The 16,235-nt window shown below is 67.0% G+C and carries 13 protein-coding genes; 10 read left to right on the forward strand and 3 right to left on the reverse strand.

Translation table 11 applies throughout. The annotated features are described in order from the left end of the window. Complete coding sequence (locus L7H23_RS09950; protein ID WP_237835731.1) at positions 1–516, forward strand: hypothetical protein; 516 nt, start codon at positions 1–3, stop codon at positions 514–516. Positions 517–526: 10 nt separating this feature from the next. Here L7H23_RS09950 and L7H23_RS09955 read toward each other — a convergent pair whose 3' ends face one another. After that, complete coding sequence (locus L7H23_RS09955) at positions 527–961, reverse strand: hypothetical protein (protein WP_237835732.1); 435 nt, start codon at positions 959–961, stop codon at positions 527–529. Between the two features lie 106 nt (positions 962–1,067). Here L7H23_RS09955 and gyrB point away from each other — a divergent pair, with 106 nt between their 5' ends. Continuing rightward, positions 1,068–3,611 carry a DNA topoisomerase (ATP-hydrolyzing) subunit B gene (gyrB, locus tag L7H23_RS09960; RefSeq protein ID WP_237835733.1) on the forward strand — a complete coding sequence of 848 codons (2,544 nt, stop codon included), beginning with the start codon at positions 1,068–1,070 and terminating at the stop codon, positions 3,609–3,611. Positions 3,612–3,699: 88 nt separating this feature from the next. Next, positions 3,700–4,110 carry a septal ring lytic transglycosylase RlpA family protein gene (locus L7H23_RS09965; RefSeq protein ID WP_237835734.1) on the forward strand — a complete coding sequence of 137 codons (411 nt, stop codon included), beginning with the start codon at positions 3,700–3,702 and terminating at the stop codon, positions 4,108–4,110. A 12-nt stretch (positions 4,111–4,122) separates the two neighbouring features. Here the strand turns inward: L7H23_RS09965 and L7H23_RS09970 are convergent, their stop codons facing one another. Next, positions 4,123–6,522, reverse strand: coding sequence for a hypothetical protein (locus tag L7H23_RS09970; protein WP_237835735.1), 2,400 nt, complete (start codon positions 6,520–6,522; stop codon positions 4,123–4,125). 67 nt (positions 6,523–6,589) lie between these two features. Next, complete coding sequence (locus L7H23_RS09975; protein ID WP_237835736.1) at positions 6,590–7,516, reverse strand: glutaminase; 927 nt, start codon at positions 7,514–7,516, stop codon at positions 6,590–6,592. Between the two features lie 100 nt (positions 7,517–7,616). On the opposite strand from L7H23_RS09975, the gene L7H23_RS09980 reads away from it, so the two are divergent. The 7 genes from L7H23_RS09980 (at position 7,617) to L7H23_RS10010 (ending at position 16,172) form a co-directional block, all read left to right on the forward strand. Beyond that, entirely contained in the window at positions 7,617–8,090 is a 474-nt protein-coding gene (locus tag L7H23_RS09980) for a VOC family protein (protein WP_237835737.1), read from the forward strand. Then, positions 8,087–8,413, forward strand: coding sequence for a metalloregulator ArsR/SmtB family transcription factor (locus tag L7H23_RS09985; RefSeq protein WP_237835738.1), 327 nt, complete (start codon positions 8,087–8,089; stop codon positions 8,411–8,413). Before L7H23_RS09980 ends, L7H23_RS09985 begins: the two co-directional genes overlap by 4 nt. Further along, positions 8,410–8,877 (forward strand): SRPBCC domain-containing protein, encoded by a 468-nt coding sequence (locus tag L7H23_RS09990; RefSeq protein WP_237835739.1) that lies wholly within the window; start codon positions 8,410–8,412, stop codon positions 8,875–8,877. The genes L7H23_RS09985 and L7H23_RS09990 overlap by 4 nt, the downstream gene beginning before the upstream one ends. 39 nt (positions 8,878–8,916) lie before the next feature. Then, positions 8,917–11,325, forward strand: a complete 2,409-nt coding sequence (locus L7H23_RS09995; protein ID WP_237835740.1) for a ligase-associated DNA damage response DEXH box helicase — start codon at positions 8,917–8,919, stop codon at positions 11,323–11,325. Between the two features lie 86 nt (positions 11,326–11,411). Further along, positions 11,412–12,452, forward strand: coding sequence for a retroviral-like aspartic protease family protein (locus tag L7H23_RS10000; RefSeq protein WP_237835741.1), 1,041 nt, complete (start codon positions 11,412–11,414; stop codon positions 12,450–12,452). A 40-nt stretch (positions 12,453–12,492) separates the two neighbouring features. Continuing rightward, positions 12,493–13,197, forward strand: a complete 705-nt coding sequence (pdeM, locus tag L7H23_RS10005) for a ligase-associated DNA damage response endonuclease PdeM (protein WP_237835742.1) — start codon at positions 12,493–12,495, stop codon at positions 13,195–13,197. Between the two features lie 170 nt (positions 13,198–13,367). Continuing rightward, the gene (locus L7H23_RS10010; RefSeq protein WP_237835743.1) at positions 13,368–16,172 is read left to right on the forward strand and encodes a TonB-dependent receptor; all 2,805 of its coding nucleotides are present in this window, start codon (positions 13,368–13,370) and stop codon (positions 16,170–16,172) included. Positions 16,173–16,235: the final 63 nt, after the last annotated feature.

Genomic DNA, 16,235 nt, shown 5'->3' on the forward strand with positions numbered 1-16,235 from the left:
ATGAGGCGTAACCGGGTGTGGACGAAATACGGCATCGCGCTGCCGCTGATGCTCGCGATGGCCGGCTGTACCGCCGTGCCGAAACCGCAGGCACCGCCGCCCGAGCGCCCGACTCCCGCACCGGTACCGCCCCCCGCGCCGGCGCCTGCCCCGACCCCGACGGGGTCGTGGGAGGATCGCCCGGTCGACCGCGGCGCATGGCGCTATGACGCGGGGAGCCGCGTCGCCAGCTTCGTCCAGACCGGCAATCCCGGCCCGTTGCTGACGATGGCGTGCAGCGGCGGCAACATCCGCCTGACCTCCGCACTGGAGGGCAATGTCTCGCTGCGCACCAGCGCGGGGACCGACCAGCTTCGCTTCGACGGCGGCGCCGCGAACGTGCCGAGCCGCGACATCCGCCTCGACCGCATCGCCTTCAGCCGCGGCCGCTTCGCGCTCGAGGCGCCGGGCGGCAGGGGGCTGACGCTACCGGTCCAGTCGGAAATCGGCCGCGTGATCGAGGATTGCCGGGGGTAAACCGGCGCGCCTAGGCGCCGAGCTGGACCGATCCGCCCTTGATCCAGCCCCAGCGGCACGGACCCTGATATTCGCGTGCGTTCTGCACGGCCTTTCCGACTCCGCACATGTCGGGATCGGTTCCCGGCGCGGCGAACACGATGCCGAACCAGGCGTCGTTGTCGGCGGCTTCGCACACCGAAACGCTGGCGCCGCCTGCGACCTTCGCCTTCACCGCGCGCGTTTCGCCGGGCGCCCAATAGACGTCGGTGCCGCCGGCCTTGACGCGGCTGGTGCTCGCGCAGGCGGGAAGGCTCGGCCCTTCGGTACCGATCATCACCGCACGCGTCGCAAGCGGTTCGCCGGCAACCGCGGGCGCATTGTCGGCGGGCGGCGCGGCCTGGCTGCACGCGGCGAGCGAGAGGGCGAGAGAGACGACGGACAGGATCGGGAGACTGTGTTTCATGGCCCGAAACTAGCCGCCGCAACGCCCCCGCGCAACGGCCGATCGGAAAGCGGCGAGAGGCGCATTTTCGCTTGGGTTTTGCGCCCCTCGACCCTATATACTCGATATGACAGATACGCCCGAAACCGGCGCGCCCGAGAGCGCCTCCAAACAGCCCAACACCAACGCTTATGGCGCCGATTCGATCAAGGTCCTCAAGGGTCTCGACGCGGTGCGCAAGCGCCCCGGCATGTATATCGGCGACACCGACGACGGGTCGGGCCTGCACCATATGGTGTTCGAGGTGTCGGACAATGCGATCGACGAAGCGCTCGCGGGGCACTGCGACCTCGTCCTGATCACGCTCAACAGCGACGGATCGGTCAGCGTCGAGGACAACGGTCGCGGCATTCCGACCGGCATCCACGCCGAGGAAGGCATTTCGGCGGCCGAGGTCATCATGACCCAGCTCCACGCGGGCGGGAAGTTCGAGAACACCAGCGACGACAATGCCTACAAGGTGTCGGGCGGCCTGCACGGCGTCGGCGTTTCGGTCGTCAACGCGCTGTCAGAATGGCTGGAACTGACGATCTGGCGCGACGGCGAAGAGCATTGGATGCGCTTCGAACATGGCGATTCGGTCGCCCCGCTGAAGGTCAACGGCCCCGCCCCGGCGGGCAAGAAGGGCACGCGCGTGACCTTTCAGGCGTCGACCGAGACGTTCAAAAATGTCACCGAATTCGATTTCGAGAAGCTCGAGCATCGCTACCGCGAGCTCGCCTTCCTGAACTCGGGCGTCCGCATCAAGATCGTCGATGCGCGCCACGCCGAGCATGTCGCGCACGACCTGTTCTATGAGGGCGGGATCGCGGCGTTCGTCAAATATCTCGACCGCAACAAGACGGCGCTGCTGCCCGATCCGATCGCGATCAGCAGCGAGCGCGACGGCATCGGCATCGACGTCGCGCTCGAGTGGAACGACAGCTATTACGAAAATGTCCTCTGCTTCACGAACAACATCCCGCAGCGCGACGGCGGCACGCACCTCGCAGCCTTCCGCGCCGCGCTGACGCGTACGCTCAACGGCTATGGCGAAAAGTCGGGGATGCTGAAGAAGGAAAAGGTCAGCCTGACCGGCGAGGATATGCGCGAAGGCCTGACCGCGATCGTGTCGGTCAAGCTGCCCGATCCGAAGTTTTCGTCGCAGACCAAGGACAAGCTGGTCAGCTCCGAAGTCCGCCAGCCGCTCGAAAGCCTGATGGCCGACCGGATGACCGAATGGCTGGAAGAAAATCCGGCGCACGCGAAGGCGGTGATCCAGAAGGTCATCGACGCCGCCGCGGCGCGCGAGGCAGCGAAGAAGGCGCGCGAGCTGACGCGGCGCAAGGGCGCGATGGATATCGCGAGCCTGCCCGGCAAGCTCGCCGACTGTCAGGAGCGCGATCCCAGCAAGTGCGAACTCTTCCTGGTCGAGGGTGACTCGGCAGGCGGATCGGCGAAGCAGGGCCGCGACCGCCATGTGCAGGCGATCCTGCCGCTGAAGGGCAAGATCCTGAACGTCGAGCGCGCGCGCTTCGACCGCATCATCTCGTCGAAGGAAGTCGGCACGCTGATCCAGGCACTCGGCACGGGCATCCGCGACGAGTTCAACATCGAGAAGCTGCGCTATCACAAGATCGTGATCATGACCGACGCCGACGTCGACGGCGCGCATATCCGCACGCTTCTGCTCACCTTCTTCTATCGTCAGATGCCCGAGATCATCGAGAACGGCCATCTCTACATCGCCCAGCCGCCGCTCTACAAAGTCGCGAAGGGCCGGAGCGAGGTGTATCTGAAGGACGATACCGCGCTCGAAAACTACCTCGTCGATGGCGGGATCGATGCGCTGCTGCTCGAAACCCCGGGCGGCGCGCGGTCGGGCAACGACCTGCGCGACCTGATCGAGCATGGCCGGCGCCTGCGCGCGCTGATGCGCTATGTGCCGCGCAGCCTGAACCACGGGCTCGTCGAGGCGCTCGCCTTTGCCGGGGCGCTCGACCCCGACCTCGACACCGCGGGACGCCATAGCGCTGCCGCGACTTCGGCAACCTGGCTCAATGCCGCCGAGGGCGCGCTGACCGGCGGCGGCGAAGCCGTCTGGACTGTCGAGGCGGTCGAAGGCGGCGGCTATACGCTCGAGCGCCGCTGGCGCGGGGTCAGCGATCTCCACGCGGTCGATGCCGCATTCCTGCAAAGCCAGGAAGCGCGCCGCCTGCACAAGCTGGCGAGCGAGCAGGCCGAAACCTATGCGCGCCCCGGCCGCCTCGTGAAGGCGAGCGGCGCCGCGGCGGTCGAGGTCGAGACGGCCGAAGGCGAGGAAGAGGATGTCCCCGCGGCGACCAACGCCAAGGCGATCCCGGTAACGCGCCCGTCCGAACTGCTCGACGCGATCTTCGCGCACAGCCGCAAGGGCCTCGCGGTCAGCCGCTACAAGGGGCTGGGCGAAATGAACGCCGAACAGCTGTGGGAAACGACGCTCGATCCGTCGAACCGCTCGCTGCTCCGCGTCCGCACCGAGCAGGCCGACGTCGCCGACGGCATCTTCGAACAGCTGATGGGCGACGAGGTCGAGCCGCGGCGCGACTTCATCCAGACCAATGCGCTGAGCGTCGCCAACCTCGACGTCTGATCGTAGAAACTGACCAAACCGGCGCGGGCGGCTTGCACAAGGCCGCCCGCGCTGTCTTTTGGCACATACCCAACAGGGGGAGGCACATATGCGGCGCTTGATCGCGATAGCCCTGCCGCTGCTGCTGGCCTTGCCGGCAGTCGCGCAGGAGCAGGACGGCGGTGACGATGACGGCAGCGTCAGCGGCGAAGTCGTCAACGGCGAGGATATCGGCAGCGGGATGGCGAGCTATTACGGCCGCGAGCTCGCCGGAAACCGCACCGCAAGCGGCGAGGCCTTCGATCCCGACGATTTCACCTGTGCGCACCGTTCGCTGCCTTTCGGCAGCAAGGTCCGCGTCACCAACCTCGCCAACGGCCAGAGCGTCATCGTGCGCGTCAACGACCGAGGTCCGTGGGGCCGCGGCCGCGTGATCGATATCTCGCAGGCCGCCGCGAAGGAAATCGGCATGCACCGCAGCGGCACCGCGCGGGTCCGCATGACGCTGCTCGACGACTGAGCCGCCTGCGCGTCAGGTGATCCAGCTGCCGATCGTTTCGATCTGCCAGCGATTCTTCTCGAACCGCAGCCGGAAAGTGCCGCCGGTCCAGCCCGCCGACCATTCGACATAGCCGCGGTCGCGCGCACGGTTGAAGACGATCTGCGGCATCGTCACCGGATGAAAATCGGGACTCTTTCCGGCAAGGGCGCTCTGGTGCTCCCGCGAATAGACGATGATCGGCTGGTCGCTCTGCAGGCAGGCGAAATCGGCCGGATCGCCGAGCAGGAAGATCGGGCGCGCCGCGCCCATCGTCGCCGTGCCCCATTTCTCCATCCGCTGGCCGATATCGGCTCCCGACATGTCGAGCGGCTCGACGATCGGGGCCGCGTGAACGTCGAACAATTTTGCCAGCAGGGCGATCCGCGCGCCTTGCGCGTTGCTCATCGGCCCGCAGGTCTCTGCCTTCGTCGCGCCGATCAGCATCGGCGCGCCCACGCCGGTTCGATCGAGCAGCAGGTGCTGCGCCGCAATGTCGGTAAATCCGTCGCCGTCGGAATCGCGCGCGAGATCGGCGATCGGCAGACGGAGATAGAGATCGCTTTCCTTGCGGCGGGTAGCGAGGGCCACAGGCGGATAGGTGATCGAGGCCGTGTCGAGCAAGGCCACCTCGACTTCGAGATTGATCGCACCGTCCTCCGCAAGCAGCGGCATGCGCGCTTCCGCCGGGACCACATAGGGAAAGCGGTCGGCAAGGCCTGTATAGAGCGGCGCCTTCCAGTGGCGCCCGCCATCGTCGGACAGGTGGAGCCAATAGCCGCCGCCCGAAACCTCACCGACCGGATCATAATTCTGCGACAGGCTGATCGCCGCCGCGCGCATCCCCTCGCGCTCGAAACGCACGGGCCGGAAATCGGGGGGTAATGCCGCCGCGTCCTTCGGCCAGGCCGGCGCCCGCCGCGCCGCCGAACGTATCGCGTCGGGCAGCGGTCGCGCAGCAAAGGGCAAGGGGTCGGGATCGACGCTCGCCCGCTCCGCGCGCACGATATCGTCGTCCGGTTTCAGACGCGCGACGACCGCACGCAGCGCCGTGTCATAGGCTGCGCGGCGCTCGACGAAAACCGGCAGCCCGAGCGCCGCCAGATCCGCACTCAACGCCTTCTTCTCTTCGGCGTCATAATGTTCGCCGTCGAGTTCGGTCGCATAGACGATCGACCGTTCGGCATCCGGACAGATATCGGGGAAGGCGGCGGGATCGAAAATCCGGCATGCAAGCTCCGGAATCGACTGGCCGTCCGCAACATGCCCCGAAAACCCGGTCTCGGCGAGCGGATAGGGGTCGTCGCCGGGATGATCGAGTAGCTGAACGAGCATCATCTGGCCGAGCCAGTCCCGGTCTTCTTGCTCGCGGCAAGTGGTCGAGGCCTTGCCTTCGGCCGCAGAGTTCCAGCGACAGCGAAACGCCCGTTCGGCCGCCGCCCGGTCGCCGACCTCGGCGAAGAGCGCGGCGGCATCCTCCCGGCGGCCGGCGAGGGCATAGGCCGATACGAGATGGAGCATCGTCGCGCGGGCGTTGTCCTCCTTGTCGAGCGTCATCGGCACGCCGTCGACGGTCGCGGTTCCCGCACCGATCTGTCCGGTGCGCAGCAACGCCCTGACCGGCGCAGGCCGGGAGTCGATCAACGCGATCGCCGCATCGGCCTGTCCGGTATTGAACAGCTCCTGGGCATAGCGCAGGGCGAGCCGCGCGTGCAGCGCGTCGCGGTCGCCGTCGGCAACCCGCGCAAGCGCTTCGGGCGATACGAGCCCGGCATAGAGCGCCAGCGCATCGACCGGTGCCAGGACGCCATAATCGGCGGCGCGGATGAGCGGCGGCAGGAACGGTGTGTCGCCCATACGCGCCGCGCGAAGGAAATGACCGCCGCAGGGCGCGCTGTTCGCGATCAGCCAGGCATCGCGGCGGCGGTCGGTGGCCCCCGCGATCAGCGCGTCGAAATCGGCGGCCTGACATTCACCGATCCGGTCGAGCGCGACCGCCGCCGCCTCGATCACCAGCTCCGACCGGCCGGTCTCGCCGACCAGCGCGAGCATTCTTTGCCGGATCGCCGCCTTCGCGGACGGATCGGGCTTCGCGGCAACAAAGTCGAAAGCCGCGCTGTCGGACCGGACCCACAGGCTTACCAGTTCGGTCATCTGCGCTTCCGAAAGGCCGTAGCGCGAAGCCAGTGCCGCAACGGCGGCGTCGCGCTTCTTCGCGCGCAGCGCGGCGCGGACCTCCTCGTCCCACCGGGTCAACGGCTGCGGTTTGTACGACGAATAGGTGCCGCCGGTCAGGAAATCGTCGACCTGGGCCGTCGACAGCCCAAGCCCCGATGGCGACGCCGCGCCCCCGAGCAGGACCGCCGCCACCAACGCCATTGCATATCGCTTCATCGCGCCCCTCCCCGTTGAGGCGACGATGTTACACTGTCACATGGAAGGCGCAAGCCCCCGCAAAATCTCAGTCGAAAACCGACCAGCCGGCCGCATAGGCGAAATGTTCGAGCGCGATCGCGCCGACGAGCGAGGTTCCCGCCTCGTTGAGGCCCGGCGACCAGACCGCGATCGAACCCTGTCCGGGTGCGATGCAGAGGATGCCGCCGCCGACGCCGCTCTTTCCGGGCAGGCCGACGCGGAAGGCGAATTCGCCGCTGTTGTCATAGTGACCGCACAGCATCATGATCGCGTTGATCCGCCGGGCGCGATGCGGTTCGATCAGTTGCTCGCCGGTCAGCGGATCGCGACCCTCCATGGCCAGAAAGAGCCCGGCTTTCGCAAGCTGGCGGCAATTCATCGCAATCGCGCACTGGCGAAAATAGACTCCGACGGCGTCTTCGACCGGATGGCGGAGATTGTCGAACGCCTTCATGAAATAGCCGAGGCTGCGATTGCGCGCGCCGGTCTGCGATTCGGACGATGCGACCTCCTGATCGATCGCGACGCCGTCGTCGCCGGCGCGGGCGCGCAGGAAGGTGAGGATTTCCTCGACCGTCGCATCGCCATCGCGGCCGTCGATCAACCGGTCGGTCGTCGCGATCGCGCCGGCGTTGATCAGCGGATTGCGCGGGATGCCTGCCTCGCTTTCGAGCTGGACGATCGAATTGAACGCGCTGCCCGACGGCTCGCGCCCGACGCTGTCCCAGAGCGAACTGCCGACGCGGCGCAGCGCGAGCGCCAGCGTGAAGACCTTCGACACCGACTGGATCGAGAAGGGAATATCGGCGTCGCCCGCGGTGTGGACGGTACCGTCGGGAAGCGCGAGCGCGAAGCCGAAGCGGTTCGGGTCGACCTTGGCGAGCGCCGGGATATAGTCGGCGACCTTGCCCTGCCCGCGATGCGGCAGGGCGACTTCATAGGCTTCGGCGACGCAGCGGGCGAGATCGGTCATGCGCATTTCCTAGCAACTTCGCTCGCGATTGCATGTATTTTCATTTTTGTGAAAATATTATACATATGAGAAACCAACTGCACGACTCGGGAGACGAGATATGGCCGACCATCCGCGATCGAAGGGGCTTTCAAGCGCCGTCTGCTACAAGGACAGCAAGGCGGCGTTCCGCTGGCTGGAGCAGGCGTTCGGGTTCGAACCCGTCTTCGCGCTGCTCGATGCCGACGGCAATCTGGCGCACAGCGAAATGGAATATGGCAATTCGACGATCATGATCGGCAACGAATGGTCCGACGATCACCGCAGCCCCGCGAACCTCGGCGGCAAGAACACGCAGACGGTGCATGTCCAGCTCGGCACGGGCGAGGACATCGACGCGCATTGTGAAAAGGCGCGTGCCGCGGGCGCCGCCATCATCGCCGAACCCGAAACCCAATTCTATGGCGACCGCACCTACCGCGCAAAGGACCCCGAGGGGCATATCTGGACCTTCGGCGTCACGGTCGAGGAAAAGACCGCCGACGAATGGGACGCCGAGGGCGGCTTCACCACGAAGACGCGGCTCGACGATTGAGCGGCGCGGTCGACCGGATACTCGGCGCGCTCGCCGATCCGGTGCGGCGGCGCGCCGTCGAACTGCTCGGACAGCGTCCGCGCAGCGCCGGAGAGCTTGCAGGCGAGCTTGGCCTCGCGCCGCCCGCGATGAGCCGGCATCTGCGCGCGCTGAAGGAAGGCGGGCTGGTCGAGGACGGGCACCCGCCTTTCGACGCGCGCGTCCGCATCTATTCGCTGAAGGACGGCGCGACCGACGAGCTGAAGCGCTGGATCGCCGAGACCGAGGCGCGCTGGGCGCATCAGCTCGCGGGGTTCAAGGCGCATGTCGAGGGCGGCAAATGAGCGCGGCGGTGATCGTCGCGCTGCGCGTTGCGGCCACGCCGCAGGCGGCGTTTGCGGCCTTCACGGATGAAATCGGGCGCTGGTGGAAAAGCCATCCGCTCTTCCCCCTGTCGCCGAAGGGCGACGGGGTGCTGCGCTTCGACCCCGCAGGGCCCGACGGGCGGCTGGTGACGCGCTTCGACGATGGCGAGGAATGGGAGATCGGGCCGGTGCGCCACTGGCTGCCGGGCGAGCGGCTGACCTTCGGCTGGCGTCTGCCGAGCTTCGCCGCGGATCAGGCGACCGAGGTCGATGTGCGCTTCGAGGCGGTCGGCACCGAAACGCGCGTGACCGTCGAGCATCGCGGCTGGGACATGATCCCGAAGCAACATGCCGCACGCCACGGCTTCGAGCTGATGCTGTTCCAGCGGCGGCTGGGCGAACATTGGCGGGGGTTGCTGAAGGAGATGGCCAAGGCGAGCTGAAGGCTTGCTCCCGCCCATCCGCCGCGCCACATCTGGACCATGGTCCTCCCCGCCCCCTTTGCCGATTGGTTCGCCGCGCGCGGGTGGCGGCTGCGGCGGCATCAGGCCGAGATGCTGGTCGCGGGGCGGCGCGGCGAAAGCGCCCTGCTCGTCGCCGCAACCGGGGCCGGCAAGACGCTGTCGGGGTTCCTGCCGACGCTGGTCGATCTTGCCGAACATCCGACCGACCGGCTGCACACGCTCTATGTGTCACCGCTGAAGGCGCTGGCGGCGGACGTCGAGCGCAACCTGCTCGGCCCGATCGCCGACATGGGCCTCGACATCAGCGTCGAGAGCCGCAGCGGCGACACGAGTTCGGACAAGAAGGCGCGTCAGCGCAGCCGGCCGCCGAACATCTTGCTCACCACCCCCGAATCGCTGTCGCTGCTGCTCTCCTACCCCGACAGTTTCGCGATGTTCGCAGACCTGAAGACCGTCGTGATCGACGAGATCCACGCCTTTGCGCCGGGCAAGCGCGGCGACCTGCTGAGCCTCGCGATGGCGCGGCTCGGGCAGATTGCGCCGGACCTTCGCCGTGTGGGCCTGTCGGCGACGATCGCCGATCCGCTGCAATATGCGGCGTGGCTCGCACCCGACGCCGATGCCGGCAAGGTCACGCTGGTCGAGGGAGAGGCCGGCGCCGAACCCGACATCCGGATCTTGCTGCCCGAGGGCGCAGTGCCGTGGGCGGGCCATTCGGGCCGCTATGCGGTGCACCAGGTGATGGAGGTCGTCGCGGCGAACCGCACCACGATCATCTTCTGCAACACGCGCGGGCTTGCCGAGCTGATCTTTCAGGAGCTGTGGAAGGTCAACGACCTCAGCCTGCCGATCGCGATCCATCACGGCAGCCTCGACCGCGAGGCGCGCCAGCGCGCCGAAGCGGCGATGGCGGAGGGGCGGCTGCGCGCGCTCGTCGCGACGGCGAGCCTCGATCTGGGCCTCGACTGGGGCGACGTCGACTGCGTGATCCAGATGGGTGCCCCGAAGGGATCGTCGCGGCTGCTCCAGCGCATCGGCCGCGCAAACCACCGCCTCGACGAGCCGAGCAAGGCGCTGATCGTGCCGGGCAACCGCTTCGAATATCTGGAAGCGCGCGCGGCGCTCGATGCGGTCGAGGCCGGCGAGCGCGATGCCGACCGCTTCCGCCCCGGCGCCCTCGACGTGCTGGCGCAGCATGTGATGGCGCTCGCCTGCGCCGCGCCGTTCGACGAAGCCGAACTGCTGACCGAGATTCGCAGCGCCGCGCCATACCGGTGGATCGACGCCGAAACCTTCGGCCGCCTGCTCGGTTTCGTGCGCGACGGCGGCTATGCACTCAAAAGCTATGACCGCTTTCGCCGCCTTGCCCCCGACGGACAGGGGCGCTGGCGGATCGCGCATCCGCGGATCGCGGCGCAGCACCGGCTCAATGCCGGGATCATCGTCGAGGCGCCGATGGCCGACGTGCGCTTCCGGAACGGGCGGCGGCTCGGCAAGGTCGAGGAATATTTCGCGAGCACGCTGACGCCGGGCGACACTTTCGCCTTTGCGGGGCTCAGCCTCGAGGTCGAGTCGATCCGCGACACCGACCTGATCGTCCGGGCGACGACGCGGCCCGCGCGCATTCCGAGCTATATGGGCGCGCGCATGGCGCTGACGACGCGGCTCGCCGACCGGGTGCGCGGCTTCCTGGCCGACCCCGAAAGCTGGCAGCGTTTTCCCGAGGATGTGCGGTTCTGGCTGGAGATGCAGGCGCTCCGTTCGGCGCTGCCCCGCCCCGGCGAACTGCTGGTCGAAACCTTCCCGCACGAGGGCCATCATTATCTCGTCTGCTATCCGTTCGAGGGCTGGAACGCGCACCAGTCGCTCGGCATGCTGATCACCAAGCGGATGGAGCGCGCGGGCATGCAGCCGCTGGGCTTCGTCGCATCGGACTATGCGATCGCGATCTGGTCGTTGCGTCCGGTGACCCGGCCCGAAGGCCTGTTCGACGCCGAGATCCTGTCGGACGAGTTCGTCGAATGGGTCGAATCGTCGCACCTGCTGAAGCGTGCGTTCCGCGAGGTCGCGGTGATCGGCGGGCTGATCGAGCGCCAGCATCCGGGCAAGCGCAAATCGGGCAAGCAGGTGACCTTTTCGACCGACCTGATCTTCGACGTGCTGCGCAAATACGAGCCCGATCATCTGCTGCTCGAGGCGGCGTGGGCCGATGCGCGCGAACGGCTGACCGACGTCGCACGGCTCGGCGATCTGCTCGACCGCGCGGCGGGAACGATGCTTCACCGGACGCTCGACCGGATCAGCCCGCTCGCCATCCCCGTTCTGGTGCTGATCGGACGCGAAAATGTCGCCGCAGCCGACATCGACGACGCGCTGCTCGGCGAACTCGCGGATACGCTGGCGGAGGAGGCGATGCGTCCCGATTGACGCCGGCGCTGTAACCGGCGTTTCGCTTGCCGCGAACCGCGATGAGGCGTAGATTGGCGCAAAATATACAGAGGAGGGATGCTGCGATGACCCATATCCTGAAGCGGTCGGCTCCATTGGCGCTGCTGCTCGCAGCACCGCTGCTGACCGGCGCATCCCAGCCTCCCGCGCCTGCCCCGACACCAGCGCCCGCCGCCCCCGCGACCCCGCCCGCCGACGCGATCGCCCCGCCGGTCACCGTCACCCCCTTCATCCAGCCGTTCGATCTCGACGCGACGCAGCGCATGTCGGTCAAGGTCATGGTCGGCGAGAAGGGGCCTTTCTCCTTTCTGGTCGATACCGGCGCCGAACGCACCGTCATCTCGCGCGAACTCGCCGAGCGGCTGAACCTCGCCGAAGGCGGCAAGCTGCGGATGGCGACGATCGGCAGCTCGACGCTGGTGCCGAGCTATCGCGTCGCGACGCTGCGCATGTCCGACCTCCATCTCGCGGGCTTCGATGCGCCGGCGCTGTTCGGCCGTCACATCGGCGCGGCAGGACTGATCGGGGTCGACATGCTGGAGGAGCGGCGCGTCCTCATCGATTTCCGCAAGCAGAGCATGCAGATTCTCGAAACGCGCAAACGCGCGGCGCCGATCATCCGCGACGACGACGCGATCGTCGTGACCGCGCGCAATTCGGCGGGGCGCCTGATCCTGTCCGACGCGCGCCTCAACGGCAAGCGCATCGACGTCATCGTCGATACCGGCGCGCAGACGAGCGTCGGCAATCTGGCGCTGCAAAAGCTGGTCGCCGACCGGCGCGCGAACCGCTTTCCCTTCGTCCCGACCGAGCTCGGCGCGGTAACCGGCGAGACGGTTCCGGCAATGCGCACCGCGATCAAGCGCATCGTGATCAACGGGATGGACGTCAACGACCTGTCGGTAAGCTTTGCCGACAGCCAGGCCTTTCGCGCGCTCGGCCTGAACGAGCGGCCGGCGCTGCTGCTCGGCATGGACAGCCTCGCTCTGTTCGACCGGGTCGAGATCGATTTTCCCAACAAGCGCGTCGTCTTCGACCTGCCCGACCGCGCCGACCGCGACACGAAGCTTCGCTTCGCCGCAAATCTGGCGGTTCGCGGCGGCTAGGGCGCTTGCCGAGCGGAGACCGCGTCGCCATAGCGGTGCGGTGACCCGCGCCGCGACCTTCGACTTTGCGGGCCAGCAATTCCATATGCTGGCCGACCGGGCGCTGTTCTGGCCGCGCCACGCGGCGCTGATAGTTGCCGACCTGCACCTTGAAAAGGCGAGCTGGTACGCTGCGCACGGCCAGCCGCTGCCGCCCTATGACAGTCACGATACGCTCGACCGGCTGGCGGCGCTCGCTTCCGAAACCGGCGCGCGCGCGATCTGGTGCCTCGGCGACAGCTTTCACGACCGCGATGCCGCGGCCCGGATCGTCCCCGCGGTCGCCGAACGGCTGCACGAACAGGCGGCACTCACCCGATTCCTGTGGATTGCGGGCAATCACGACGGGCTGACGGCGGGAGCATGGGGAGGCGAGGTTGCCGACGAACGGGTCGTCGACGGCATCGTCTTTCGCCACCAGAGCCTCGCGCACGAAACGCGTCCCGAAGTTTCGGGGCATTTCCATCCGAAGCTCAGGCTGTCGCTGCGCGGACGGCTCGTCTCGCGCCCCTGTTTCGCAGGTGACGCACAGCGGTTGATCCTGCCCGCCTTCGGCAGCCTGACCGGCGGACTGGCATGCGAAGACCCCGTGATCGGTGAAAATTTTCCGGGGCCGTACAGCGCGATGCTCGTCGCGCGCGGGCGCGTGCTCGCGGTGCCGTGCGCGAATGACGCTACGGCAAGTCGCAAGGCCGCCGCGCGCTGACGCAAGGCGGGCCGCCACAGGCGGGCCTTTCCTGTGACCAAAAAGCCTCACCCCCTGAAAAATGATGCAAAAACGGCGCAAACGGGCGTTCCGTGCGCTTTCGCGGCGGAGCAATTTCGATATGTTCGGCGGGCAACAAAAATAATGAAATGTTGAGAGGAGTGCCCACCATGAAATCATCTTCCCTTCCGGCTGCGCGATTTATGCGCAGCACCGCGCTTGGCGTATCGCTCGCCATCGCAACGATCGCGGTTCCGGCCTTTGCACAGGATGCGGCCGACACCGATACCGCCGACGACAGCGGCAACAGCGAAATCGTCGTCACCGCCCAGGGCCGCGCGCAGCGGCTGGCCGACGTTCCGGTCGCGATCTCGGCCGTCAGTTCCGAAACGCTGCAGAACAGCGGCGCGAACGACATTCGCCAGCTGAACCAGGTCGCGCCGTCGCTGCTCGTCTCCTCGACCGGTTCGGAAGCAAACGGCTCGGCGCGTATCCGCGGCATCGGTACGGTCGGCGACAACCCCGGCCTCGAAAGCTCGGTCCCGGTCTTCATCGACGGCGTCTATCGTTCGCGTTCGGGCATCGGCCTCAACGAACTCGGCGAACTCGACCGCATCGAGGTCCAGCGCGGCCCGCAGGGCACGCTCGGCGGCCGCAACTCGTCGGCGGGTCTGATCAGCATCTATTCGAAAAAGCCCGACTTTACCTTCGGCGCCACGGGCGAGATCACCTATGGCAATTATGATTACTGGCGCCTCGGCGGCAGCGTCACCGGCCCGATCAGCGACACGCTCGCCGCGCGCCTCGACGGCGTCTGGGTGAAGCGCGACGGCTTCCTGCGCGACACGGTCAACGGCCGCGACGTCAACAACCGCGACCGCTATTTCCTGCGCGGCCAGCTCCTGTTCGAGCCGACCGACGCGCTGTCGGTCCGCCTGATCGCCGACTATACCTACCGCGACGAGGAATGCTGCGGCGCGACCTATGTCAGCCAGTCGGTCAATCCGTACATCGGCAACCTCAACAATCCGAGCACCGTCGGCGTCGCACCGACCGCGACGACGAACAACATCGTCAACGTGCTGCGCGATCTCGGCCAGCCGCTCGCGGCGTTCAACCAGGGTTATGACCGCAACATCTCGGTCAGCCCCGGTCGCAGCTTCGCCGGCCAGACCAAGGACTACGGCTTCTCGGGCCAGATCGACTATGATCTGGGCGGCGCGAAGCTGACCTCGATCACCGCCTATCGCGAATATCGCTCGGGCCAGGCCGGCGACGTCGACTATAACCAGGTCGACATCCTCTATCGCGCGCCGAGCGACGACAGCTATCGCCAGTTCCACACCTTCACCCAGGAACTGCGCCTGCAGGGCGAAGCCTTCGACGGCAAGCTCGACTGGCTCGTCGGCGGCTTCTACGCCAACGAAAAGCTGCGCGTGCGCGACAACCTCCGCTTCGGGACGCAGTACGGCCGCTTCGCGACCTGCCGCATCATCTCGGGCGGCGGCCTTGCCGGTCTCTATTCGCCGACCAACCCGCTGTGCGTCGCACCGGGCGTCGGTCCGGCGACGATCGCGGGCGCCAGCGGCGCATCGGGTCCGGATATCGTCGCGGCCTTCACCGCGCTCGACGGGCTCAGCGACAAGGGCAGCATCGACGACCAGTACGCCCAGAACGGCAAGAACTGGGCGCTGTTCACGCACAATATCTTCCACATCACCGACAAGCTCGATTTCACCTTCGGCCTGCGGTACACCAACGACAAGAAGAAGTTCGCCGCGACCTTCACCAACGACAACACGGTCTGCACCACGGTGCAAGGTCTGGTCCTCGACGATCTGTCGAGCACCAACGCGACCGCGCGCGCGCTGGCGGGCGGCCTGATCGGCCTTGCCTGTCAGGGCAACTCGACCGCCGAGCTGAACAACGTCTCGATCAACGACAAGCGGAGCGAGGACGAGTTCACCGGCACGGCGATCCTGTCGTACAAGCCCGTCGACGACCTGATGGTCTATGCGAGCTATTCGCGCGGCTACAAGGCGGGCGGCTTCAACCTCGACCGCTCGGCGCTGAAGTCGCCGATCCTGCCGTTCGCGGCGACCCCGGGCGGCGCACAGGCGCTGGTCGGCAACCTGCAGTTCGATCCGGAAACGGTGAACAGCTACGAACTCGGCGCCAAATATGCGACGGGTCCGTTCAGCCTCGGCCTCACCCTGTTCCGTTCGGACTTCTCGAGCTTCCAGCTGAACACGTTCAACGGCACGGTCTTCCTCGTGCAGAACGTCAACGGCTGTTCGAGCAGCCTTGGCGGGGGCGACCGCGACCAGAGCAAGTTCACCGGCGCGCCGAATTATAATGCGGCGGCGGCGACCACGGGCGCCTGCCCGTCGGGCGACGTCGGCTATGGTGTCCGGTCGGAAGGCTTCGAACTCGAAGCCTCGCTGGTTCCGGCACCGAGCTTCCGCATGACTGCGGGCCTGACCTATGCGAACACCAAATATCGCGGTCAGCTGGTCGGCAACAAGTCGGGCGCTCCGCTCGATCAGGCGCTCCGCCTGCTTCCCGGCAACAATCTGTCGAACGCGCCCGAACTGGTCGCGACCGGCAGCGTCGCCTGGACGCCCGACATCGGCAGCAGCGGCCTGACCGGCCTCGTCTATATCGATGGCCGCATGACCAGCGATTACAACACCGGTTCGGACCTGTTCCCGCAGAAGGGACAGGACGGCTATGCGATCTTCAACGCACGCGTCGGCGTTCGCGGCCCCGACGAGAAATGGGGCATCGAATTCTGGGCGCAGAACCTGTTCAACAAGCAATATGCACAGGTCGCGTTCAACTCGCCGTTCCAGGAAGGCGGCACCTCGACCGGCACCGCCTTCGCCGATCCGCAATATCCGGGCGGCCGCCAGCTCTTCTCGCAGTTCCTTGCCGAACCGCGGACCTATGGCGTGACGCTGCGCGGCAAGTTCTGATCGCGCAATCAGGGTAAAGGGGCCGCCCGCTCGCTTCGGTGAGCGGGCGGTTTCTTTTTGGCT

It is taken from the genome of Sphingopyxis sp. BSN-002 (assembly GCF_022024275.1).
Classification (GTDB): domain Bacteria; phylum Pseudomonadota; class Alphaproteobacteria; order Sphingomonadales; family Sphingomonadaceae; genus Sphingopyxis.